The sequence below is a fragment of the Porphyromonas sp. COT-108 OH2963 genome (genome assembly GCF_000768895.1).
Taxonomy (GTDB): domain Bacteria; phylum Bacteroidota; class Bacteroidia; order Bacteroidales; family Porphyromonadaceae; genus Porphyromonas_A; species Porphyromonas_A canoris.
The window spans coordinates 39,805-61,510 of sequence record NZ_JRAP01000015.1 but is presented as its reverse complement, the minus strand read 5'-3'; the positions used below and the strand labels follow the sequence as shown (position 1 = coordinate 61,510).

The window sequence follows — 21,706 nt, the reverse complement described above, 5'->3', positions numbered from 1 at the left end:
ATAAGAAAAGCCATCGCAAAGCAACAGCTCTGCGATGGCTTCGGATAGCTATAAAACTATCTTTACTTCTTCTTGCCCTGATTTGCTACGGCATCCATCAGTTTCTTGATCTCTTCCGGATCGCCGATGAAATAATCTTTTACCAGATTGTAGTTGTCGTCAAACTCGAATACGTAAGGCACAGCCGTTGGCAGGTTAAGGCTTACGATGTCTTCGTCCGAAATGTTCTTCAACACCTTGATAATACCACGAAGGCTATTGCCATGCGCTGCCACAAGGACATCGTCATGCTCTTTAAGGGTTGGGAAGATAGTACCCTCCCAGTATGGCAATATACGAGCCACGGTGTCTTTAAGCGACTCTGTAAGCGGAAGCAGCTTTCTGTCTACCCCTGCATAGCGAGGATCGTTATGCGGTGCACGCTCATCTCTTTCGTCAAGAGGTGTGGGAGGAATATCGTAGCTGCGACGCCAGATATGTACTTGCTCATCGCCGTACTTCTCTGCAGTCTCCGCCTTATTAAGCCCTTGCAACATACCGTAGTGCTTTTCGTTCAGCACCCAATGCTTCTCTACCGGGATCCAGTCCAGATCCATCTGATCCAATACATTGTTAAGGGTCTTCACCGCTCTCTTCAAGTATGAAGTGTAAGCCTTACCGAAACGGAATCCGGCAGCTTTCATCTCCTTACCTGCTTTGATTGCTTCTTCTATGCCTTTCTCGGAAAGATCAACGTCTGTCCAGCCTGTAAATCTGTTCTCTTTGTTCCACTGGCTTTCCCCGTGGCGAATAAGGACAAGTCTTTTCATGTCTGATATCTTCTATGGATTATGTATGTGAATTAAATTCTATCCTGCAAGGCTTTAGCTCTTCTGCCATTGCCTTTCACAAAGATAACGAATATTTATCACAAGCAAAGAGCCATACTCACACTCTCACCCCTCCCCCTTTTTCTCTTCTGTGCGGACATAAAAGAGGATAAATGCGTACAAAAGTTCTCTTTATCGTATTCATTTTCTCCGCTCAACGCATTCACATCTCCAAACCGAAGCACGATTGCCATTATTCAAGCCCCGATTTCCACTCCTCGAACCCTGACTTTCACAAACCATGCCCTGAAACAAAACTTCCAATAGCTTTAAAGAAAACTCTAAACGCTTTCAAGCGAGAATACAAATATGTTCAAAATATACCCTAAAAAGGGGACGTCAAGGCCTAACCTCTATCTGCCCAATTTTAACAAAAAAATGATTTAACTAAATTCAAAATTCCTCCTTGGTCTAAAACAGGGTAATATTTAAAACGGATACTTTCCTTTGAATAAATTCCAATTAAAACCCTTATTATAAAGGATTTTCACAATCGCATTAAGAATTCTCTAAGAATCTCAAATAAAGATCTTTTCATAAATCCGGCTATTTTTGTTTAGTAGAAAAATAGTCTATCTTTACCCACCGTATGAGCTCAACAAAAAACACAATCAAGTTTCACAAAAAAATTAAAAACAATAAAAAGAATTATTCTCCTATTATTTGTTCTAACAACTATTGCATCTACATCTTGCAAAAAGAACCTTGACTACCAAGATCCTTCAGACAAAAGCATTGATCAAAAAATAGTCTCACTAAACAAGCAGTTTAAAGATCTTTTAGAGAGAGTCAACCCCACAATTCGCAAAACTCCAATCACACCGAAAGAAATGGAGAATATTGATGATTTTGAATCTAATGTTTATTCTTTTGTAAGAAAACACACAGGTAATAGTCGCAAAACAAGAAGTACCGAAGACTTTCACCCTGAAGAGTACCTGGACAATCCAGAAAAACTCCTCGTGGATATTAAAGAGAGAGGAGTTACAGAAGAATTTTATACGATTCTAAATAAAATTCTTGTAGATAACTCTAGTCAAATTATCTCGGAAGGTAGTATCATGAATAATCAACTTCTAGCACATGATGAATTGGTAAGTTCTCTCATTTTAATTCCTGTATCAGGAGGGGCAAGTGCGGCTGTGGGTGTTTCTGCCTCTATAGCTTATCATGTAGCATGCTACAAAGATGCAGATCAAGATTATCTAGATTGCATAAAATAATAAGTCATGTGAGAGTCGTTTTTGGAGATAATGATAAAATAGGGAAAGAAGAGAACTTTAGCAGAAAGACACACAACATTATTTTCCCATTGCTACTTATAGCTCAATTGCTTTTCGACTATCCGGGGAATGCGGTTAATTCTTTCTTTTTCTCTCTAGAGATATTCCCTATCCTCATCCTTTTATACATGCTATACAAAAAGCTTAAAAAGGGAATCTTGGATATCTTTATTGTTATCTTCACCATATTAATTTCATCTATATTTATTCTTCGTATCATCTAATGATCTAAGACAAAAATTTAATGCATAATTTCTTCACTTGCGATTTGCACTAAGAATTGCCACAGAATAAAGACTTATGCATGAAGCCAAAGAGGCCTTCAAGGGCGATAGGATATACACAATCTTCTCCTTAGTGGTCTCTTTTATATTGCTATATACGCAATAAAGACAGAACAATTTAAAAGTCAAAATATATAACTTCAAAAAAATGATAACCAATATCTTTAGCAACTGAAAAAGAAGAGTGATATGAAACTAAAAATTCCGCCGGTGGGAGTATTTGCACTATTTGCCGCGCTGATGTGGATCATAGAACGCCATGTTTCGGTCATAAGATTTCGGTCGCTGTTAATGGCAGGCGCACTTATTCTTATTGGAGGAGGTGTTGCTCTTGCCGGTGTAGTAGCTTTTAGAAAAGCTCGAACAACGGTCAATCCCTATAAGATTGAAGATTGTAATGAGCTTGTAACCTCCGGGATCTATGCGTTAAGCCGTAACCCGATGTATTTGGGCATGGCAATAATACTGGGAGGATGGGGCTTTTGGCTGGGTGAAATGCTTACCTTGCTCGGTGTAGCCGGCTTTATGGTGTGTATGACCTACTTTCAGATCCGTCCCGAAGAAGAGGTACTGACGGCCAAATTCGGGAAGTCGTTCGAGGAGTATTGTCAAAAGACCGGACGATGGATATAGGCAAAGTAGTCTCTTTTAATCTTCGGGGTATATGCAACCAAGAGAGGTATTCAGCTGAAATCTTCAATAAATTATATTCTTGAGGGGAGACAGATATTCAAGAGAGGAGATAAAAAAGAATCGGGATCGTAAAGATTACAATCCCGATTCTCTGTTTTATTTTCTCGTAAAATATCCGGCTATTATCCCTTCTTATATGCGACATAAGCCGTATAGCCACCATTCAGATTATAAATGGTAAAGTTTTTTGCAGAAAGCATCTTTGCAGCTCTGAGCGAACGACCTCCGGATCTGCAGTAAACAAGAACGGGCTTTTTCGGATCAAGAACCTTCAATGCTCTCTCCAGGAAGTCGTTCTGAGTAACATCTATCAGAATGGCTCCCGATATAAAGCCGGCATCATACTCGGCTTTAGTCCGAACATCGACAATCTGCATATTGGGATTTGCTTCCAATAGTTTGTCCAGCTGTGATACTTCCACATTTGTAATTGTTTGGACTGTCTCTTGCGGAGAGGAACTCTTGCAACCGACGAACAAGGCAGCAACAGCAAGAGCGGATACCACAAATAGTGCTGCTATAACTCTCTTATAATTCATGACTCCTCTACTTTATGGTTTAAGCGAAAGTGATAAGGAAGTAGTTTTTCTTGCCTTTCTGTGCAAGGATATACTTTCCGGCAAGAAGATCCGAAGAGGTCAATACCATCCCCTCACTCTCTACTTTCTCTTTGTTTATACTCACTCCTCCACTCTTTAGAAGCTTACGAAGCTCTCCACGAGAGGGGAACATTGCAACCTCATCGGCTAATAGATCCAATATGTTGATACCCTCCCCGTTGATCTTATCCATGGGCAGTGTAGCAGATGGGACACCTTCAAAGAGTGCAAGAAGTGTATCTTCGTCCAGCTTGGTAAGTGCTTCTCTGGTTGCATTTCCAAAAAGGATGGCAGACGCTTCCACGGCGGACTCGTAGGCTTCTCTCGAATGTACCATACAGGTAACCTCTTCCGCAAGTCTCTTTTGCAAAGGACGCAGATGAGGTGCAGCAGCTTGCTCTTCTTCCAATGCCGCAATCTCCTCTTTGGTAAGGGATGTAAAGATCTTAATGTACTTGGCTGCGTCTGCATCCGAGACATTGAGCCAGAACTGATAAAACTTATACGGAGAGGTGTATTTCGGATCCAGCCAGATGTTTCCACTCTCTGTTTTCCCGAATTTACCACCATCAGCCTTGGTGATAAGCGGACAAGTGAGAGCGTATGCTTCGCCTCCCAATGTCCGGCGAATGAGTTCCGTACCGGTGGTAATATTACCCCACTGGTCGGATCCTCCCATCTGCAAACGGCAACCTTCATGTTGGTAGAGATAGGTAAAGTCGTAGCCTTGTATCAGCTGGTAAGAAAACTCGGTAAATGAAAGCCCTTCTCCACTCTCTCCGGAAATTCTCTTCTTTACAGAGTCCTTTGCCATCATGTAGTTTACAGTGATATGCTTGCCGACATCCCGGATAAAGTCCAAGAAGCTGAACTCTTTCATCCAGTCGTAGTTGTTCACCAACTTGGCTGCATTAGGGGCATCGCTCTCAAAATCGAGGAATTTTGCCAGCTGTTTGCGTATTGCCTCCTGGTTATGACGCAAGGTATCCTCGTCTATCAACTTCCTTTCGGCACTTTTCATGGATGGGTCTCCAATCATCCCGGTAGCTCCTCCAACAAGAGCTATGGGGCGGTGTCCCGCTCTCTGAAAGTGACGAAGCATCATGACACCCACAAGGTGTCCTATGTGTAGAGAGTCCGCCGTAGGGTCTATACCCACATAAGCAGAAGTCATCTCCTTCATCAGGAGTTCTTCCGTACCGGGCATCATGTCATGGATCATACCTCTCCAGCGGAGTTCTTCAACAAAATTTATCATCTTGGTATATATGGCTTAATGTATATGTATGCTTAAATTTCAATCTTCATGATCTCGAATGTTACAGTACCGCTCGGCACTTTTATCTCAACCACATCCCCGACCTTCTTTCCTACAAGACCTTGAGCAATGGGAGTGGATATGGAGATCTTACCGGCACGTAAGTCGCTCTCTGTGTCCGAAACCAGAGTATAAGTCATGACAGCATTGTTGGCTTTGTTCTTTATGGTTACCTTATTCAGCATGTGCACTATGTCCGTACCAATCTTAGATGTATCCACAATGCGTGCATTCATCAACTTGGAGCGCAACTGAGCTATACGTGCTTCCAATAGCCCTTGAGCCTCTTTCGCAGCAGAGTATTCTGCATTTTCGGAAAGGTCTCCCTTGTCTCTCGCTTCTGCAATCTGGTTAATCACATCAAGCCTGTCCACCGATTCGAGCTTCTTTATCTCCTCTACAAGCTTGTTGTATCCTTCTTCCGTAAGGAGTGTATATCCTGCCATAATATAAAGTTTGTTTCAAAATATTGAGACCTCACGCCACAGGGATGAGGTATAAAAAATATTTAGACCAAGACTTTCGCCTCGATCTAAAAACATGAAAATATTCACAATAAGGTATTTACTCGGACAAAGTTAAGGTTAAATATGGATATTAGCAAGGAATGCTTTATAAATGTGCACCTTAAGATCCTCTATCGAGATGCCCAAAGCCTCGGCAAATACACTATAAACATCCGCTATGTCCTGACTGCTCTCATCGCTTTCCAAGAGAAACGGCTTCTCTTTCAGCCATGATAGAAGGTCGGTATCACTCGGAACAATTCGGAGAGAGACCATAATGCCTGCCCGATAAAGCTGTTCCAAAAGCATCTGCTTCCCTCTGAACCCATGCACAATCCAAGCAGGAGGATCGGGCAAGAGCCCTCTCACGGATGCAAGAGACAACAGCCTGTCCCAACCACCTACCATGTGAAAGAAGCAGGGCAGGCAATACTCGGATGCTATACGCAGCTGCATTTCGACCCATGCGGTCTGCTCGTCAAGAGAGATGGATGAACGTCTGTCCCAACCAATCTCTCCAATCGCCACAACACTGTTTCCCTTAGGATTCTGCAAGTATTCACGCAGAATGGATTCTCCCTCTTCTATGGTCAAATCGTGCCTAAGAGACATCGGATGTATGCCTATGGTAAGGAAATTGGAGCCGGAAGGCAGCTCTTCTTGTATGGGATCTACTACAAAAAGAGCCATACAATCCGGTCGGTCTGCATATTGTCGCAGATGCGATAGATGTGTATGGCTGTCTATGTATTGCATTATCTTTATCGCCTGAAAAGACTATGGTACGGGGTCGTATCCGCTTCCGCCCCACGGATGACACCTTAAGATGCGTCGAACGGTAAGATATAAACCCTTGAACGGACCATGCTTCCGAAGAGCCTGAACGGCATAGGTGCTGCAAGTTGGCGAGAATCTACAACTCGGAGGAGTATATGGAGAAATGCACTTCCGATAGAAGTAGATCGGTAAAAGCAGTATCTGCACCAATAGTTTCTTTATCATTCTGTTTCCTCCTTTCGTTCCAAAGAGCGACAAACCTCAGTGAGTTTCCGCAGAGCCTTCTTCACTCCCTGCTCTATCGCAGAATAGGAGGAAATGCCATCTCCTATATAAAGAAAAGCAACAAGAAGGCCGAAACTCTTTTCGGCTTGAGCCAGCAACTCGTTCTTGTGAAGACGATAAGCTTCTTTGGTTCTTCTTTTTACAAGATTCCTGTCTACCGCATGCTTGAGCCGCTTTTTCGGAACACTTACCAACAGTTCCACGGGAGCAAGCATGTCTATCTCTTTTCCACAGGCATAAACAACCTTGAAAGGATAAGCTACAAATCCGGTACGAGAAGAGAATACCCTTTCTTTATGAGAATTAAGATAAAGACGTTGCGACTTTGGGAATGTAGCTTTGGACACCTGTTTTACTTATGCTTCTTAATGTAGTGCTCAAGAGCAGCAGTCATTGAAGGGAACTCTGGAGACGGAGCTTCAATGTTCACTTCAAGTCCATTTTCTCTAAGAGCCGAAGCAGTAGCTTCCCCGAAACAAGCAAGAAGCTGTTTGTTTTGCTTATACTCAGGATAGTTGCTCCTTAGAGAGGTTACGCCATTGGGGCTGAAGAATATGAGAAGATCATACCCATCTATCTCTTCTTTTGTAAAGCCATTAGGAACAGAGCGGTATATCGCACTGGTAGAATAAGGAATCTTTTTACTATCCAATACTGCAACAATATCTTCCTTTAGTCCTTCTATTCCGGGAATGAAGTAAGTCTCCTTATTGTGCTTAAGCAAGAGAGCATGAAACTGAGCCGCCTGCCCGCTTTCGTGATAAAACACTTTGCGCTTGCGATACACAATATACTTCTGCAAATAAGATGCAATAGCCGCACTATGGCAAAAATACTTCATATCTTCCGGCATTGTCAAACGCAACTCTTGAGTAAGCTTGAAGAAATGGTCTATCGCTGTTCTGGAGGTAAAAATGATAGCTGTATGATCTAAGATATTAACTTTCTGATCACGAAACTCCCTTGTTCCAAGCGTTTGGATAGAGAAAAACGGCTTAAAGTCCACCTCAAAACCATACTGCTCAGACAATGTTATATATGGGGACTTTCCTGTTACCGGTGCCGGCTGAGACACCAATATTCTTTTTATTTTTGCGCTCATTAAAGTCGTATCCTGTTCTTCTAAGATTAGGATTATCACACACTCATACTACGAATAAATTGCCACACAGCAACAAAGGGTAGTATTTCCAAGGCGCAAAGGTACAAAATTAGATGTAATGAATAACGAAGATTAAACTCTATTAACTTCCAAGACTTATAAAAGGAGGTTAGTCGGTAAAGAAGAAATAGAGCTAAAAAGAGCCATATAGCACTGCTTTTGTTGCTACTCCAGCTCAAGAATAAGGCAAAAGGCAAATATAGAAATGCTCCCCATGTTGTAAACAGAACAAACTCCTGGAACTGCCATAGTCTCTTTGTCTCTGCTGTCATAAAGATAGCCCCTATAACAGACCTGATAATCCAATGAAAAACTATAAAAATAAGGACAGCCCCTGCGGCTATCAATAAGAACCGAGACGTAGAGAAGAAAGGATCGGAAAGATAAGACTCTACGGAGAGAAACAGGACTAAAGAAGCCAGCAGAAAACCTTGCAAGCCCAAAAAGAATTTCATCCCAAAGGAGAAGCCATATATATTTTCCCCCAGCGCATCTTGCGGCTTAAGTCTTAAAGCTCCTTTGATACTTCCAAGAGAGTAGTTGGGATGAAGCGCATACATCACGGCGAAAAGAAGCAATAGAAAGACAAGAGAAAACACAAAAAATGTGCTGTCATATCCGGGAGGTTCAGGAGCCTCTCCTTGAAATTGAATCGGGAAAGAGGGAAAGTTCACGAAAACGTGCAACGTTTTAATATCAAGAACGCCTAGTCCAGATCTCTTCGTATTTTTCCGGAAGAAGGGCAAGAGCCGCATCTTCTTCCTGTCTCATAGTTTGTTGTTCTTCCTCTGTGGCATCTCTATATCCGCAAAGATGCAATACGCCATGAATCATCACACGAAGAAGTTCTCGGTAAGACGGTTCGCCAAAGATTGAGGCATTACTATCAATCGTTTCAAGACTGATGACAATATCAGCAAAGAGAAGATCGTCTACACAGTTGTCAAATGTTAGAATATCTGTCTCATAGTCATGGTTGAGACTTTTTTTGTTGAGTCTTCTTATGAAGCGATCATCACAAAAAACGTAAGTGATCTCCCCTACACGCTTACCTTTCAACTCCGCAACTTCTCTAATCCAATTTGTAATGACACGGCGCCTGAATCCCGGAACTTTTATATTGTCATTTTCTGTTGTAAATATAATATCTGCAGATCTACTCATGGCTCAATAGGAATTAAAGAATAATAACACCAACCATTGCAAAGGTAAGAAATCTATCTTATATGCTTAGCTTCTAACGCCATCCCTAAATATATACCACGCATGTAGCGCAGAACCGATACAGAATAAAAGCATCCACAAATTCGATGCAGTGTAAACAAAGTACGCAGCCACAGCCATTGCCACAGCCCCCAAAAAACCTATACGATGCAAACGTCGTTTAGTCGGAGAGACATCTTTATCTCTCTTAGGAATGGACAGAAAATAGTACAACAATAGTAACAGCACCCCAAAAGTGTAAATAAAAAAACCGCTTTGAGATCCAAGAAAAACAAGGAACGTTCCTCCCATTGTAATGAACGTCCCTAAAAGTACGGCAATATAGCCTTTGGGCATTCTTTTTTCCGATGACATGAATATCTCTATTATTTATATTGTTATCTACGAGCCTGATAAGTTCTTCACTTTCTCTCTGTCTATGATGTAAAGATCTTCATTGGGGGCCTTCATTAAAAATGTCTCACGAGCAAATCTCTCCAACTCAGACTTATCGAACTGCAGCTCCTCCAACATCTCTTTCTCTGTTGCAATCTGCTTTTGTAACTCTGCTTTCTCTCTCTCCAACTCATTGATTTGGTCATAGTACTTCATCTGATTGTACAAATTATCATCACTGGGCCAAAGTAAGAATAGTGCAATCAGTATGGCAAAGAGTCGTCCGGGAGTAATTTTTCCGGAAATCTTCCGAACAATTTTTGTTGCTCGTTGAATATCTATTTCTGGCATAATCTAAAATGTTCAATCTCAGGAATAACATAAGCCTCCACCTCTTCATAAGAAAGCTGATGCATGGCTTCTATGTAAATCTTGTTTCTGTAATACTTATCAAACAGATCGTCTTGCTTTATAACTTCATCCTGCAAGGAAAATATTCCGAAAGTTGCTTCTATATCCTTTTCGGAAATTCTTTTCCACTGCTCAGACTCAACCTCTACGTACGAGAGCAATAAATCTTCTGTTACCTCAAAATCTTCCTCATCCGGATCAAACCTCTCGTGATAAAATCTCAAGCGAAGTCCTTTATAACGCCCCATCACTTCAGATGTTGTAAACGCAGGATTGATAAGGATCTTCTTCTTTGCCGGAAGTTGATGAGCAAAAAAACCTCCCATTGAACTTCCTATAATCACATCCGGTTCCTCTCGATTCACAATATCCGAAAGGAAATGCAGAGCTTCATGAGCATCAAGAGGGATGTCCGGTGTAAGGATGTGATCTTTAGGAAGAAGATCCCTCAAGAATCGACCACAAGAACTCATATATGAAGAAGTTAAACCGTGCAGATAAAGGATAGTAAGAGTATTCATCTAAGCTCTATCTCACCAACACAAGCTTCCACAATTCCTCTATTTCCGAAAAGCGCGAGTCGATATTTCTAAAATACTCCAACTTATCTTCTATCTTCGTCGGGATAGCATCCTTATGACCATCCAATAGCAGCGTGGAAAGAGTGATATAGTCATTGGACAACTCTTCCCGTAAAAATATGAGAAGCTCATCTTTTACTCGCTCTATTTCTATTTTGCTTTGAAGATTATACGTTAGAGCACAGACATCTTTGGTAGTACTTCCGATACTCGGTCTACAATCCATAAGAGTTCTCTTAAGGATTATACGTCCATCCTGCATTCCTGCGAACTTCTGCCAAGCCTTAATAAGCTGTTCCTCTGTAAAAGTGTTGTCTCTCAGATCCGTTTCCGATGTACTTTCCTGCTCCTTTTCTTCATTATGATTGGCATGAGAAATAGAGAAGCTAAACTTGCTCTTATAGGCTTCCCTCTGAAGCTTTTGCGGAGGAGTTACGGGAGTATTATATGTAAGAGAAGGAGACTCCCTCAATATGGAAGTTGACAGTGCAGGATTTGGTTCTACATTACTCCTCGAGGTATCTCGTCCGGAAGGTTCTCTCTGATCTGTCTGAGGAGGTGTGTTTGTAGAAGAATTTAGTTCCGAACTATTCTGTGCACACATATTGATGAGAGCAACTTCCGCAGAAAGTCTTTTACTGGAAAGCTGTCTATACTTCTCCTCATAGCCGACAGAGATTTTCAGACAATTCCAAATCATGGCTTTGGAGCAAGTCTGTGCAGCTTTTATATAGCGTCCTCTTACACTATCTATTACTTCAAGCATGGAGGCCGTTCTAGGGTCTTGAGTCAATAATACATTGCGGAAGAACGCCGAGAGTCCTGTCATAACCTGAAGAGGATCAAAACCTTTGACAAGAACCTCCTCCAATAAAAGCAGGCATTGATGATAGTCCCCTCTTAAGACATAGGCCAAGAATCTAAAGTAAAGAGCCTCGTCCAGCTTCCTAAGATTTTCCAGAACAGATTGGTACGTGATATTTCCTTGTGTAAAGCCCGCTATTTGGTCAAATATGCTAAGAGCATCTCTCATCCCACCATCGGCATGTACGGCTATTGTCTGTAATGCTTCGGGCTCTGCAGATACTCCCTCTTGTGAGGCGACATAAGCAAGATGGTTAGCAATATCCGGAACAGAAATACGATTAAAGTCAAAAGTCTGGCAACGCGAAAGTATCGTAGGCAGGACTTTGTGTTTTTCTGTTGTAGCAAGAACAAATATTGCATGAGCCGGTGGCTCCTCCAAGGTCTTAAGAAAAGCATTAAATGCCGATGAAGAAAGCATATGCACCTCATCAATGATATAGACCTTATATCTTCCGGTCATGGGGCGGACTTGTACTTGATCTATAAGATTTCGCATCTCATCCACAGAGTTATTGGACGCAGCATCCAATTCTATAACGTTGTAAGAACTCTGTTCATTGAACATCTTACAGCTCTCACAAGCATTACAAGCCTCACCCTCTGAAGTCCTATTAGTACAGTTTATTGTTTTCGCAAATATCCGAGCACAAGAAGTCTTTCCCACTCCACGAGGACCACAGAATAGATAAGCATGTGCAAGCTTATCTTCCGTAATGGCATTCTTCAAAGTGGTTGATAAGGCATCCTGTCCTACCACACTTCTAAATGTAGCAGGTCTATATTTTCTTGCCGATACAATATACTGACTCATTGCTTCCGCATATATCATTAGAGGAACGTTAAAACGGATTTCCCCTTAAATTCCCTCTGTAAAAATTTTATGCCTTGCGAGCATACAGGCTCCTACGACTCCTGCCATATCTCCGAGTTGTGAATTCCGGAGCGTGGTATCCTGGTTGACCATATTAAGAGAGTACTTCCGAATAGCCGTCCTAAGCGGCTGTATAATGTAGTCTCCTGTCTTGCAAAGTAGCCCCCCAAGAACTACAACGTTGGGATTAAAGAGATTGATCAATCCGGAAATATGTTTGCCTAACTCCTGTCCAATCTCTTCAAGAATCTCTATACAGAGAATATCCTCTTTTATGGTAGCTTCCAAGATTTCTTCGAGCGATACATTTTCTATTGTCTCAGGAGAATAGTTCTTTTCTGCAAGTAGAATAGAGCTACTTCCATTCTGAATTCTGTTTATAAACTTCCGATGTATGGCACTCCCGGAAGCCTCCGTTTCAAGACAACCTTTCTTTCCACAACGACAAATGATTTCATTATCATAGGCGTGGATGTGTCCAAACTCTCCGGCAAATCCGCTCTTACCATTGTAGGGCCTACCATTGACGATAACTCCGAGACCCAATCCCCAAGCAGCATTTACGAAAAGCATATTAGACTCCATCGGAGCATAATGAGTGATGTATTCACCATAAGCACACGCCCTTGAGTCATTATCAATATAGGTCTCTATGCCAAGGTGCTCATTAAAATAGTTAGTCAAAGGCTCATTGAAGAAGTTAAAGTAGCTATAACTATATCCGGTCTCCGGATTTACCCGACCAAACATATTGATCTCGACACTGAATATCTTATCTCGATCCACAGTCGGGCGAGCCAAAAATATCTTTATCTCCGCAACAATATTCTGGAGACACTCCATTGTATTCTCAAAGCGAAAAGGCATCTCCATGGATGTCTCCACAATCTCTCCGGCAAAGTTCATCAAAGCAATGTTGATGGTATTGACTCCGAAATCAATCCCCAAAAAATGCGCACAATCCGCGTTCACGCCATATAGGAACGGGTGTCTTCCTCCTCCACCAGCTTCAAGTTTTCCACAATCCCCAATCCAGCCGGATTTGCAAAGCTCCATAACAATCTTGTTGGTAGTGGGCAGACTCAATCCTAAATTCTTTGCGATACTGGTCAAGGTAGAGTTTCCTACCCGTAACAGGTATGCCAATATTTCTCTTTTCTGCAAAAGATTCTTTCCACTTGACTGTAAGGAATGTTCTAACTTCTTATTCATTGCTGCATTGCGAGGATTTATCTATTGATGATGCTTCTGTGCAAATATAGATAAAACTATTTGTTTAAGAGACTTTCAAAAGAGACGATTCTTAAATTTTTGACAGATAGAAAACAACGGATATAAAGAAGCTGCAAATCCCCAAAATCATAAGTAAAATTATCACCAAACAACAGAAAAAGCTCTTTTCCATAACATGAAAAGAGCTTTACATCACATTCGTTTCAAACAAGAAGCTCCACAACTTGAAGCTAAGGATTGTCTATTCTACAATATCCTATCCGGGACAAAAACTGACGAATACGAGAATAAACAACCGGAGTACAAGGGACAAGAGGTAAACGAAGGATATTCTCAATAAGCCCCATACAGTGTAAGGCACTCTTGATACCACTGGGGTTGCCTTCCACGAACAGGAGTTCATAAAGCTCTACCAAAGACCTTTGCATATGGGCAGCTTCAGCAAACTTTCCCTGACGACAGAGAGAGACCAATCCTCCGAACTCTTTAGGAAGCGCATTTCCAATGACAGATATCACGCCATCTCCCCCCATAGAGATATAGCTGAGGGTAGAGCTGTCATCCCCACTAAAAAGAGCAAAGTTTGACGGTCTCTGTTTAAGTATTCTTTCTATCTGGGTAATAGATCCCGAAGCCTCTTTTATTCCAATGACTTTGTCAGGAAATGCTTGTGAGAGTCGTAAGACAGTTTCCACCTGCATATTGACACCTGTACGACCGGGGATATTATACAGAATCACAGGTTTAGAAGATGCTTCTACTACCTCCGAGAAGTGTGCATACAGCCCCTCTTGAGACGGTTTGTTATAGTAGGGTGCCACTGAGAGTATTGCAGAAATGCCCTCCATAGGAAAACGACGTATTTTCTTGCAAAGCTCTCTTGTGGCATTCCCTCCCATACCGACAACGATAGGGACTCTCTTGTCCACTACCTTCTGTACAAATGCAACTATCTTGATCTGCTCTTCTTCTGTAAGAGTGGGTGTCTCAGCCGTTGTTCCCAACGTCACCAAAAAGTCTACTCCTCCTGCAATCTGAAACTCTATCAATTTCTCAAGAGCTGAATAGTCCACCTCATAGTCAGAAGTAAATGGAGTAACAAGAGCCACCCCAAAGCCTCCTAAAGTATTCGTCTTGCAGGTCATAGTAATAATAGAAAAGCTATTTAATAATCAAGATAGCATGAGCTATGCTTTAACGACGATCACCTCTATTTCCACAAGTCCGTTCTTTGGCAATGTCTTCACTGCCACAGCCGAGCGTGCAGGGTACGGAACTTGGAAGTACTTGCCATAGACTTCATTCATCTCTGCGAAATAAGCCATATCGGCAAGGAAAACGGTCGTCTTAACCACATCAGAAAATGTGCAACCCACTTCTGTCAGAAGAGCTTGAATATTCTTGAATATCTGTTCGCACTGAGCTGTTACGTCGGTCTCTGAAACGAAAGCTCCCGTAGCCGGATCAAGACCAAGCTGACCTGAAAAATAAAATGTCTGTCCGGCTTGAATACCTTGGCTATAAGGACCAATGGCTGCAGGGGCATTGGTGGTGTCGATTACTTTTTTCATCTTAATTCTGTTATGTATTAGGTTAGATTATAAATATTGTCTTGTTTTTATCGCTGCTTCACTGCCTCGTACATTATAATACCGCCCGCAACGGAAACATTGAGAGAACCGATCTCTCCTAATAGAGGAATGGAAACCAATTCATCTGCCAATTCCATCGTCAAAGGAGAAAGCCCTGTATCTTCTGCTCCCAAAACCAAAGCAAGAGGACCGGTGTAGTTACCCTTTGTATAGGTAAGATCACTCTTTTCGGTAGCTCCAACGATACGCACACCACTATCTTTCAAGTAGTGAAGAATATCTCCCATGGTTCGTTCTCGACAAACGGCTATACGACTGAGTGCTCCGGCAGAAGTTTTAATGGCATCTCCATTTACAGAGACGGCATTCTGCTCCGCTATCACAATAGCATCTACCGCAGCACACTCGCAAGTCCGGGCAATTGCACCAAAGTTCCGAACATCCGTTATTCCGTCCAAAACTACAATAAAAGGATCCAATCCCTCTTCATAAAGGACCGGAATCACTTCGTGCAAACGATAATATGTTGTAGAGGCCTTAAATGCTATAACCCCTTGGTGATTTTTACGAGTAAGACGATCGAGCTTCTCAACCGGCACTTTCCGTATAGGAATACTGCGCTCACCGACTGCTGTAAGAAGAGTATGCATCAGATCGCTTCTACTCTCTCTACGTACAAATATCTTATCCAACTCCTGCCCGGCTTCAAGAGCCTCTATCACGGCACGAAGTCCAAATATCATTTCGCTATCTTTTACTGCCATACGAATCTGTTTTATCATTTATACTGTTTGAGAAGCACCTTTGCATTATGGATAGCTTCGTCCGTCAGGACACTTCCACTAAGCATTGAAGCGATCTCTTTTTCTCTCTCTTCGTAGGAGAGATGATCTATATGAGTATTATACTCTCCTTGTTCATCCTGCCTCTTAAATACTCGAAGCTGCTCTTGTGCCAATGCCGCAATCTGAGGCAAATGTGTTATGGTAACGACCTGTACTCGATGCCCCAGGTCCTTCATCATCAAACCCATTCTTTCCGCGATCTGCCCACTGACTCCGGTATCAATCTCATCGAATATGATTGTAGGAAGAGTGGAGTGTAGTGCTATTATGGCTTTCAGAGCAAGCATAAAGCGAGAAATCTCTCCGCCGGAAGCTATTTCATTGATCGGACGAAGCTCGGAACGATTATTTGCAGAAAATAAAAAGCGAACCTTGTCCATCCCATTTTCAGAGAGACTACCCTCTTCCCAATCCACCTCTATCCGGAATAATGCTCCTGCAACACCAAGTTGTTTAAGTTCTCTTTCAAGAGGTTCTGAGAGACTTTTTGCCGCCTCGACTCTGGACAGATGAAGCTCTCTTGCAGTAGCCAATACCTCGGCATAAGCTACATTCATAGCCTGAGCCATATCTTCAAGTTCACTTGAGCCGTTTTCTATTGCACCGAGAGACTTCCTGTAACTCTCTTGCAATTCAAGCAACTCTTTTGTATTCTCTTTCTTATGCTTGTGAAGGAGTGTCTGTATGAGATCCATTCTTTGAGTCAGCTCTTCAATTTGAGCAGGATTTGCACCAAAAGCATCTATCTTTTGGGCGCACTCTCTGGACAACTCCTTCAATTCTATCTTGACACTCTCCAATCGCTCTGCATACCCCTCTGCATCTGTCCAGTAAGAGAGAACACCCTGCATAGCTTTGGCAGCATCCTCTATCTGAGAAAGAGCAGAAGGGACTTCGTCTGCATCGGATAGATATGCAACCTTTCCGATTGCTTCCGTTATCTCCTGTGAGTGCTGCGCCTGCGACAGTATGCTCTGCATCTGCTCCTCTTCCAGCGGTTTAAGGGAAGCCTCGGCAAGTTGGCGATACTGATACTCTATGTACTCACGTTCGCTACTTTGCCTTTGCAACTCTTGCGTTCTTCTCTCCAAAGCTTTTTTTAGAGATTTGTAGAGTTGGAGCTGTTCCCTGTAACGAGAAAGTATCTCTCTGTTTTGCCCGACAACATCAAGCACGGAGATCTGAAAGGAAGACTCTCCTATCAGCATATTGTTGTGCTGAGAATGGATATCTATCAATCGCTCTCCGAGAGTTCTCATCTGTTGAGCGGTTACCGGTGTATCATTTATGAAAGCCCTGCTCTTACCGGAAGCCAAGATCTCTCGACGGAAAGTGCAGGTATCGTCCTCTGCATCCAAATCTTCCTTATTCAATATCTCCTTGATATCGGAAAGGAATGAAATATCAAACGTTGCTTCGACAACACTTTTTGTCTCTCCTTCTCGAATGGTCTTAACATCTGCCCGACCTCCAAGTATCAAGGCGATAGCTCCCAAAAGAACAGATTTTCCAGCTCCGGTTTCCCCTGTGATGGAGGTCATTCCGGAAGTAAAATCAATCCTTGTTTCCTTAATGAGAATAAAGTTCTTAATGTAGAGAGACGTTATCATAATACTTGTCTACAAATGTAGCGTTTTTGTCGGGAACAATCTCTTTATGAGAGCCACAACTTTAGGATCTTTGCCCACAAGACGGAGCACTTCATCCACTTTGGCATCTTCCCATATCCAAAGCCATGATCCCTTTTCGGGAAAAGTCTCAAAAGTCTCCAAACTTTTTCTTATCTCATCTTTTGCCTGCTCCGAATGCTCCATAAGACGATCCAATCCCTTACGATGATAAAGATACCAGACAGTCAATAGCTGTTCCGAAAGATCTGCAACCAACGTAAATCTACTTTTGGAAAGAGCATTGGCACCCCATCCGCTCCACTCTCCACGAGAGGCAGCACTCTTGGCAAGAGTGGTAGCTTGTCTTAAGTAAGACACTCCTCCGTTCTCTTCAAAACTTGAGAGCCAAAGTCCCAAAGCGACCCCTCTGTAAAAAGACAGGAGTGCTTCAAGTTGGGATGTAGGTTCTTGCTGATAAGCTATAAGTGTTCGAGAAGACTGATAATCAAAAACGACCTCTTTATCGTACCACTTGAAAAGAGTGCTGTATGCGGAAGAGTGATACACCGGACGCCTCACGTCTATGGTTATATCCGCCACTATACGAGAAAAAGCAACCTGCCTGGGGTAGATTGTCAGCAAAGCCATAGGGATCGGTACCTCTATCTGCCTCTCCCCGGCATTAAGATAAGAAAGGCTCTCTCTTTCCAAGCTGTTCATCGCCTGCCTTTGGTGAGACGGCAAAGCGGAGGCATCGATACGCACGGAAAAGAACTGTGCCGAACTTTGTGCCTCTATCTCTTTGATGGAAAAAGAGACAAGCAAAGAGAAAAAGAGCAAGAGCCTTGAGAGTCTCATCAGAACAGGATTCGCACTATTTCTTTTGCCACATCGGCTTTAGACATAAGAAGAAGATCGTGTCGCTTTCCGTCTGCTTCCAAGACGGATACCTTATTGGTATCCACACCGAACCCGGCACCTTCGTGAGCCATAGAGTTGAGGATGATGGCATCAAGATTTTTACGCTTCATCTTATCCAAAGCGTATGATGTTCCCTCTTCTGTCTCCAAGGCAAATCCGATCATCTTTTGATGCGATTGCTTTATGGCTCCGATTCCTGCCGCAATATCCGGATTGGCAATGAGTTCCAAGTTCCACACCTCTTTCTTCTCTCTTTTGACCTTATCCCCTTCCGGAGAAGCCACTCTATAATCTGCAACCGCTGCACAGAATATGGCAGCATCCGTCTCTGCATCGAAACAAGAACGCACCGCAGCCTCCATTTCCAAAGCGGAGGTTACTTTAATCAGCTTACTCACCTCTTTATCGGATGGCATCACAGACGCAGGACCGGTAACGAATATCACCTCTGCTCCCTCTTCATGCAATGCTTGAGCAAGAGCCGTTCCCATCTTTCCGCTGGAGTAGTTACCGATAAATCGTACCGGGTCTATCTTCTCATGAGTAGGTCCGGACGTTACTATCACTCTTTTTCCTAAGAGTCTTTTCTCTCCGGAAAGGGATTCCGACACCCTGCGGAAGATCTCTTCCGGCTCCTCCATACGCCCTTTGCCGATAAGTTTGGAGGCAAGAAAACCCTCTTGAGGAGAAATAATGGTGCAACCTCTCTCTTGAAGTCTTTGGAGATTTTCCTGAGTGGTAGGGTGTGCAAACATATCCAAATCCATTGCCGGAGCGATATAGACCTTTGCTCTTGTAGACAGATATGATGTGATGAGCATATTGTCCGCCACGCCGTAAGAGCACTTCGCAATGGTGGAAGCCGAGGCAGGAGCTATGATAAAAGCATCCGCCCACAATCCCAAGTCCACATGGCTGTGCCACTGACCGTCTGCCTTGTCGAAAAACTCGGATATGACCGGTGCTTGAGACAGCGTAGCAAGCGTAAGCGGAGAGATAAACTCCTTTGCTGCAGGCGTCATGATCACCCGCACTTCCGCGCCGGCTTTCACAAACAGCCTTACAAGAGTGGCGGCTTTATAGGCTGCGATACTTCCTGTTATCCCTATGACGATATGTTTACCCTGCATCATTTTTTATTTCTTTGGTGCGTGTATTTCGGCATACACTTTCATGAACTCCAACTTTGTGTTACGAGGGAAGTCCGAAGACAATATCCAGTCGTAATATCCGGGATCTCTTTTCAACACTTCGGCAGCAACCTGATTGCGATACTTGCCAAAAGCGATCACCTTTTCATCCTTATCGTTCCACTGCAAACGCCCTGCGTAATCCACCACACGGCGTTGCTTGGTGTACTCATCCAAGAAATCCACATCTCCTTGCAGGTCATCATATCTGTCGAGCTGCCCTAAAAGAACCTCATACGTAGCTATCGTATCTGCCTCTGCAGAGTGTGCGTCCACCAGCTCTTTATTGCAGTAAAACTCATAAGCCGCAGCAAGAGTACGCTGTTCTTTCTTATGGAATATCACCTGAACATCTATCACTTTTCTGTCGGAGAAGTCCACGGGAATTTCTGCCCTTAGAAACCCCTCAACAAGCATGGGTAGATCGAATCTGTTGCAGTTGTATCCGCCAAAGTCGCAATTCTCTAAGATACGAGCCAGATCCTTTGCTATGCTTTTGAATGGGGGTTCATCTTTGACATCCTCATCCGATATGCCGTGTACCGCTGTCGCTTCTGCCGGAATGGGTATTTCGGGGTTAATCCGTCGGGTTTTCGTCTCTGTGTCTCCATTTGGATAGACTTTATGGAGAGAGATCTCCACTATTCGGTCTTTGGTAATATCCGTACCGGTAGTTTCAAGATCGAAAAAAACCAACGGTCTTTGAAGTTGAAGCTTCATTTCTCAGTCTGTATAAGTATATCAAAAAGCAGATACGGAACAGTCCCGAAAGAGCGCTCCGCATCTGCTTCTATTGTTCTGTTCATTACCTCATCAGAGGCATAACCATCGCTTTCAGCTCTACATTTTCCGGAAGAGAGGCAGGCATTACCAGACCGGGAGCGGTCTTGTCTCCGAGTTTGAACTGAAGAGTATCGGAAAGGTCGAATGTAGAGAATATGTCAAGAAGATGATTGATCTTAAAGCTTATGATCATATCCTCTCCCGAATAGGATACATCCATATACTCATCCGCAGAAGTGGAGTAGTCTATGTCTCGACAGCACATTCTAAGAGCATTTGCCTTGAGATCCAGCTCTACCATTCCCAATGTTTTATCCGAAAACATCGACACACGTCTAAGGGCTGCCACCGTCTTTTGACGATCCACTTCCAACACGTTAGCCTGTTCTTTCGGAAAGACACTGCGGTAGTTGGGATACTTTCCGGCTATCAGACTGCAACGCAAAGTAAACTCATCGCAGCTCATGATCGTATGTTTGTCTCCCACATGAATATTGATAAGGCTTTCCGGGTCCAGCTTCTGTAACAGAAGACGAATAAGCAACGACGGCTTTCGCGAGAGAATAAACTCCACCGGAGCAGCAACCTTCACATCGCTGTTTGAGTAGAGCGCAAGAAGAAATCCGTCCGTTCCTACAAAAGAGAGCCTGTCTTCTCTGGCATCCACACAGATACCGGTTGTGATAGGGCGTGCTTTGTCCTGACTTGTGGCAAATAACGTATAAGCAATTCCCTCGTCCAACACTTTTGCTGGTACGGCATAGCTCGGAGCATCTTCCCTTAAAGGAGCCATAACAGGATATTGATCTGCCGCCTCTGCCCTGTAAACAAACTGCCCGTTAAGGTAAGAAACCACAGTATTAAGATCGGCTTCGTTGATATCGAAAGTGATAATCTGCTCCGGTATCTCTCTTAAAGGCTCCAGCAAGAAAGCACTCTTGACTGCAAAAGAGAAGTCATTCCCCTCTTGTTCATCCAGATCCATCCATGTTTCAAGTCTGTTTTCCCCGTCGGAAGAAGCCAAAAAGAGCTTTCCGGCACGCACTTCAAACAGAACGCTTTCTAAGATTGGCACACTGTTCCGTGATGCAATAAGGCGGCTGAGTATCTGAAGCTGCGCATGAAGCTTTGTGTTTGAGACCTTAAATTTCATATATGTAGATATTTAGTTTAATTCTTCACGACCATTTCTCCCGTCTGTTTTCAGGAGTCTTTACCCGGAGATCTCTTGCCCTCGGTTGCCGTACAACTCTTCCAAAATCAAGGATATAAGAGGCAGAAACAGAGGAGACATCACGTTGTTTTCGTACAAGGATCTCAAAGAACAAATATACATAAATTGGTCGGATGGGCAATTATTGTAAGTGAGGATGTCCTTAACTCCAATACAAAAGAGGAACTTGTATGGTTTGAATATTTTTCACTCT

At 43.0% G+C, this 21,706-nt stretch carries 25 protein-coding genes; 2 read left to right on the top strand and 23 right to left on the bottom strand.

The genetic code is table 11. The annotated features are described in order from the left end of the window. Positions 1-62 precede the first annotated feature (62 nt). Entirely contained in the window at positions 63-809 is a 747-nt protein-coding gene (gpmA, locus tag HQ39_RS08095) for a 2,3-diphosphoglycerate-dependent phosphoglycerate mutase (protein WP_036788258.1), read from the bottom strand. An 890-nt stretch (positions 810-1,699) separates the two neighbouring features. Here gpmA and HQ39_RS08090 point away from each other — a divergent pair. Beyond that, positions 1,700-2,092, top strand: a complete 393-nt coding sequence (locus tag HQ39_RS08090) for a hypothetical protein (protein ID WP_036865315.1) — start codon at positions 1,700-1,702, stop codon at positions 2,090-2,092. Between the two features lie 533 nt (positions 2,093-2,625). After that, entirely contained in the window at positions 2,626-3,069 is a 444-nt protein-coding gene (locus HQ39_RS08080; protein ID WP_036865310.1) for a methyltransferase family protein, read from the top strand. Between the two features lie 182 nt (positions 3,070-3,251). Here the strand turns inward: HQ39_RS08080 and HQ39_RS08075 are convergent, their stop codons facing one another. The 22 genes from HQ39_RS08075 to dnaN all read right to left on the bottom strand — a co-directional run bounded on the left by HQ39_RS08075 (position 3,252) and on the right by dnaN (position 21,432). After that, the gene (locus HQ39_RS08075) at positions 3,252-3,668 is read right to left on the bottom strand and encodes a rhodanese-like domain-containing protein (RefSeq protein ID WP_036865309.1); all 417 of its coding nucleotides are present in this window, start codon (positions 3,666-3,668) and stop codon (positions 3,252-3,254) included. A gap of 19 nt (positions 3,669-3,687) precedes the next feature. Beyond that, complete coding sequence (gene tyrS, locus HQ39_RS08070; RefSeq protein ID WP_036865421.1) at positions 3,688-4,983, bottom strand: tyrosine--tRNA ligase; 1,296 nt, start codon at positions 4,981-4,983, stop codon at positions 3,688-3,690. Between the two features lie 35 nt (positions 4,984-5,018). Then, the gene (gene greA / locus HQ39_RS08065) at positions 5,019-5,492 is read right to left on the bottom strand and encodes a transcription elongation factor GreA (protein ID WP_036788268.1); all 474 of its coding nucleotides are present in this window, start codon (positions 5,490-5,492) and stop codon (positions 5,019-5,021) included. Positions 5,493-5,630: 138 nt separating this feature from the next. Continuing rightward, complete coding sequence (locus HQ39_RS08060; RefSeq protein ID WP_081965420.1) at positions 5,631-6,308, bottom strand: TatD family hydrolase; 678 nt, start codon at positions 6,306-6,308, stop codon at positions 5,631-5,633. A gap of 21 nt (positions 6,309-6,329) precedes the next feature. Then, positions 6,330-6,551: a membrane protein insertion efficiency factor YidD gene (gene yidD, locus HQ39_RS09480; protein WP_081964498.1), complete on the bottom strand. Its 222-nt coding sequence runs from the start codon at positions 6,549-6,551 to the stop codon at positions 6,330-6,332. Then, on the bottom strand, positions 6,551-6,961 hold the full coding sequence (locus HQ39_RS08055; RefSeq protein WP_052079552.1) for a ribonuclease P protein component: 411 nt from the start codon (positions 6,959-6,961) through the stop codon (positions 6,551-6,553). Before HQ39_RS08055 ends, yidD begins: the two co-directional genes overlap by 1 nt. 5 nt (positions 6,962-6,966) lie before the next feature. Further along, on the bottom strand, positions 6,967-7,716 hold the full coding sequence (locus tag HQ39_RS08050; protein WP_036865306.1) for a uroporphyrinogen-III synthase: 750 nt from the start codon (positions 7,714-7,716) through the stop codon (positions 6,967-6,969). Between the two features lie 35 nt (positions 7,717-7,751). Then, positions 7,752-8,450 (bottom strand): DUF4271 domain-containing protein, encoded by a 699-nt coding sequence (locus HQ39_RS08045; RefSeq protein WP_160216119.1) that lies wholly within the window; start codon positions 8,448-8,450, stop codon positions 7,752-7,754. 22 nt (positions 8,451-8,472) lie between these two features. Continuing rightward, positions 8,473-8,940, bottom strand: coding sequence for an rRNA maturation RNase YbeY (gene ybeY, locus HQ39_RS08040; RefSeq protein ID WP_052079551.1), 468 nt, complete (start codon positions 8,938-8,940; stop codon positions 8,473-8,475). A 66-nt stretch (positions 8,941-9,006) separates the two neighbouring features. Continuing rightward, positions 9,007-9,354: a hypothetical protein gene (locus HQ39_RS08035; RefSeq protein WP_152565544.1), complete on the bottom strand. Its 348-nt coding sequence runs from the start codon at positions 9,352-9,354 to the stop codon at positions 9,007-9,009. A gap of 27 nt (positions 9,355-9,381) precedes the next feature. Continuing rightward, complete coding sequence (locus HQ39_RS08030; protein ID WP_052079550.1) at positions 9,382-9,726, bottom strand: FtsB family cell division protein; 345 nt, start codon at positions 9,724-9,726, stop codon at positions 9,382-9,384. Then, positions 9,714-10,307 (bottom strand): YqiA/YcfP family alpha/beta fold hydrolase, encoded by a 594-nt coding sequence (locus HQ39_RS08025; RefSeq protein WP_036865302.1) that lies wholly within the window; start codon positions 10,305-10,307, stop codon positions 9,714-9,716. Before HQ39_RS08025 ends, HQ39_RS08030 begins: the two co-directional genes overlap by 13 nt. 7 nt (positions 10,308-10,314) lie before the next feature. After that, entirely contained in the window at positions 10,315-12,045 is a 1,731-nt protein-coding gene (gene dnaX, locus HQ39_RS08020; RefSeq protein WP_036865415.1) for a DNA polymerase III subunit gamma/tau, read from the bottom strand. 45 nt (positions 12,046-12,090) lie between these two features. Next, complete coding sequence (locus HQ39_RS08015) at positions 12,091-13,317, bottom strand: ROK family transcriptional regulator (protein ID WP_036865300.1); 1,227 nt, start codon at positions 13,315-13,317, stop codon at positions 12,091-12,093. Between the two features lie 251 nt (positions 13,318-13,568). Next, positions 13,569-14,483, bottom strand: coding sequence for a 4-hydroxy-tetrahydrodipicolinate synthase (gene dapA / locus HQ39_RS08010; protein WP_036865297.1), 915 nt, complete (start codon positions 14,481-14,483; stop codon positions 13,569-13,571). 42 nt (positions 14,484-14,525) lie between these two features. Beyond that, positions 14,526-14,909, bottom strand: coding sequence for a RidA family protein (locus HQ39_RS08005; protein ID WP_036865295.1), 384 nt, complete (start codon positions 14,907-14,909; stop codon positions 14,526-14,528). 47 nt (positions 14,910-14,956) lie between these two features. Further along, positions 14,957-15,694: a 23S rRNA (guanosine(2251)-2'-O)-methyltransferase RlmB gene (gene rlmB, locus HQ39_RS08000; RefSeq protein ID WP_036865414.1), complete on the bottom strand. Its 738-nt coding sequence runs from the start codon at positions 15,692-15,694 to the stop codon at positions 14,957-14,959. Positions 15,695-15,708: 14 nt separating this feature from the next. Then, entirely contained in the window at positions 15,709-17,385 is a 1,677-nt protein-coding gene (gene recN / locus HQ39_RS07995) for a DNA repair protein RecN (protein ID WP_036865294.1), read from the bottom strand. 9 nt (positions 17,386-17,394) lie between these two features. Then, a complete protein-coding gene (locus HQ39_RS07990; RefSeq protein WP_036865293.1) occupies positions 17,395-18,243 on the bottom strand; it encodes a DUF4835 family protein in 849 nt (282 codons plus the stop codon). Then, positions 18,243-19,439: a bifunctional phosphopantothenoylcysteine decarboxylase/phosphopantothenate--cysteine ligase CoaBC gene (coaBC, locus tag HQ39_RS07985; RefSeq protein ID WP_036865291.1), complete on the bottom strand. Its 1,197-nt coding sequence runs from the start codon at positions 19,437-19,439 to the stop codon at positions 18,243-18,245. The genes HQ39_RS07990 and coaBC overlap by 1 nt, the downstream gene beginning before the upstream one ends. Positions 19,440-19,442: 3 nt before the next feature. Further along, entirely contained in the window at positions 19,443-20,216 is a 774-nt protein-coding gene (locus tag HQ39_RS07980) for a 3'-5' exonuclease (RefSeq protein ID WP_036865289.1), read from the bottom strand. 85 nt (positions 20,217-20,301) lie between these two features. Further along, on the bottom strand, positions 20,302-21,432 hold the full coding sequence (gene dnaN / locus HQ39_RS07975; protein WP_036865287.1) for a DNA polymerase III subunit beta: 1,131 nt from the start codon (positions 21,430-21,432) through the stop codon (positions 20,302-20,304). Between the last annotated feature and the right edge of the window lie 274 nt (positions 21,433-21,706).

Excerpts from the sequence above, each read along its gene's own strand:
- coaBC (WP_036865291.1), bottom strand. The coding sequence starts at position 19,439 with ATGATGCAGGGTAAACATATCGTCATAGGGATAACAGGAAGTATCGCA.
- HQ39_RS08030 (WP_052079550.1), bottom strand. The coding sequence starts at position 9,726 with ATGCCAGAAATAGATATTCAACGAGCAACAAAAATTGTTCGGAAGATT.
- dapA (WP_036865297.1), bottom strand. The coding sequence starts at position 14,483 with ATGACCTGCAAGACGAATACTTTAGGAGGCTTTGGGGTGGCTCTTGTT.
- HQ39_RS08050 (WP_036865306.1), bottom strand. The coding sequence starts at position 7,716 with ATGAGCGCAAAAATAAAAAGAATATTGGTGTCTCAGCCGGCACCGGTA.
- HQ39_RS08025 (WP_036865302.1), bottom strand. The coding sequence starts at position 10,307 with ATGAATACTCTTACTATCCTTTATCTGCACGGTTTAACTTCTTCATAT.
- HQ39_RS08035 (WP_152565544.1), bottom strand. The coding sequence starts at position 9,354 with ATGTCATCGGAAAAAAGAATGCCCAAAGGCTATATTGCCGTACTTTTA.
- HQ39_RS08015 (WP_036865300.1), bottom strand. The coding sequence starts at position 13,317 with ATGAATAAGAAGTTAGAACATTCCTTACAGTCAAGTGGAAAGAATCTT.
- HQ39_RS08075 (WP_036865309.1), bottom strand. The coding sequence starts at position 3,668 with ATGAATTATAAGAGAGTTATAGCAGCACTATTTGTGGTATCCGCTCTT.
- dnaX (WP_036865415.1), bottom strand. The coding sequence starts at position 12,045 with ATGAGTCAGTATATTGTATCGGCAAGAAAATATAGACCTGCTACATTT.
- HQ39_RS08080 (WP_036865310.1), top strand. The coding sequence starts at position 2,626 with ATGAAACTAAAAATTCCGCCGGTGGGAGTATTTGCACTATTTGCCGCG.
- rlmB (WP_036865414.1), bottom strand. The coding sequence starts at position 15,694 with ATGGCAGTAAAAGATAGCGAAATGATATTTGGACTTCGTGCCGTGATA.
- gpmA (WP_036788258.1), bottom strand. The coding sequence starts at position 809 with ATGAAAAGACTTGTCCTTATTCGCCACGGGGAAAGCCAGTGGAACAAA.
- greA (WP_036788268.1), bottom strand. The coding sequence starts at position 5,492 with ATGGCAGGATATACACTCCTTACGGAAGAAGGATACAACAAGCTTGTA.
- HQ39_RS08090 (WP_036865315.1), top strand. The coding sequence starts at position 1,700 with ATGGAGAATATTGATGATTTTGAATCTAATGTTTATTCTTTTGTAAGA.
- recN (WP_036865294.1), bottom strand. The coding sequence starts at position 17,385 with ATGATAACGTCTCTCTACATTAAGAACTTTATTCTCATTAAGGAAACA.
- HQ39_RS07990 (WP_036865293.1), bottom strand. The coding sequence starts at position 18,243 with ATGAGACTCTCAAGGCTCTTGCTCTTTTTCTCTTTGCTTGTCTCTTTT.
- dnaN (WP_036865287.1), bottom strand. The coding sequence starts at position 21,432 with ATGAAATTTAAGGTCTCAAACACAAAGCTTCATGCGCAGCTTCAGATA.
- HQ39_RS08005 (WP_036865295.1), bottom strand. The coding sequence starts at position 14,909 with ATGAAAAAAGTAATCGACACCACCAATGCCCCTGCAGCCATTGGTCCT.
- HQ39_RS07980 (WP_036865289.1), bottom strand. The coding sequence starts at position 20,216 with ATGAAGCTTCAACTTCAAAGACCGTTGGTTTTTTTCGATCTTGAAACT.
- ybeY (WP_052079551.1), bottom strand. The coding sequence starts at position 8,940 with ATGAGTAGATCTGCAGATATTATATTTACAACAGAAAATGACAATATA.
- HQ39_RS08060 (WP_081965420.1), bottom strand. The coding sequence starts at position 6,308 with ATGCAATACATAGACAGCCATACACATCTATCGCATCTGCGACAATAT.